The organism is Leisingera sp. F5, from assembly GCF_001593695.1.
Genome location: NZ_LUKH01001362.1, coordinates 1 through 1077 on the forward strand (window position 1 = coordinate 1; position 1077 = coordinate 1077).

The window sequence follows — 1077 nt, forward strand, 5'->3', positions numbered from 1 at the left end:
CCCGATGCCGGGTGTCGACAACGCGTTTGAGGCCTGCGTCTTTACCTTTGGCATTGCCCAGGGCGGCGGTGCCGGCAAGGTGCTGGCGGAATGGATCGTCGACGGCCAGACCGAATGGGACATGTGGGCGGTCGATCCGCGCCGCTACACAGACTACACCGACCAGGATTATTGCAACCAGAAAGGCATGGAAGTCTACGGCAACGAATACGCCATGCACTTCCCGCAGCACGAATGGCCGGCCGCGCGCGACAAGAAGGTCAGCCAGGTACACGCCAAGATCAAAGAGTTGGGCGGCGTGATGGGGGCCTACAACGGTTGGGAGCGTGCCAACTGGTTTGCCAAGGACGGTGACGATACTTCCGAGGAAGCGACCCACACCTGGGGCCGTTCCGGCCCGTGGCAACAGCGCATCAAGGAGGAATGCGAAGCCGTGCGTGACGGCGCCGGTGTTCTGGATCTGCCGGGCTTCTCGCGCTTCAATCTGGATGGTGAAGGCGCCGCGGAATTCCTGCGCGGTCTGGTCACTGGCGGGTTGCCCAAGGTAGGCCGGATGAACCTGGTCTACTTCTCGGACGACCGCGGCCGCATCCTGACCGAGATGTCTTGTGTGCGTCACGGCGAAGACCACTTCACCATGATCACCGCAGGTTCGGCCCAGTGGCACGACTTCGAGATCCTGCGCAAAGCACTTCCCGCAGGCCTGACCCTGACCGACCGCACCACCGAATTCGCGACCATGATTGTCACCGGTCCGAAATCGCGTGAGCTGTTCGCGGGCATCTCGGACGCCGATCTGTCGCTTGGCTGGCTGACCCACCAGGAAGCCACTGTCGCAGGCAAGCCCGCCTTCCTGGCACGCGTATCTTATGCCGGTGAACTGGGCTGGGAGGTGCATTGCGCCAACGCGCATCAGGCCGACATCTATGCGGCGCTGATCGAAGGCGGTGCCAAGCCGTTTGGCATGTACGCGCTGAATTCGCTGCGGATCGAAAAGGGCTACCGCACGTGGAAGGGCGACCTGTCCACCGACTTCACCATGCTCGAAGGCGGACTGGGCCGCTTCATCAAGCTGGA

At 62.6% G+C, this 1077-nt stretch carries 1 pseudogene; it reads left to right on the forward strand.

From position 1 onward, the window contains the following. A pseudogene (locus tag A2I95_RS41440) lies at positions 1–1077 on the forward strand (dimethylglycine dehydrogenase); the annotation flags it as partial.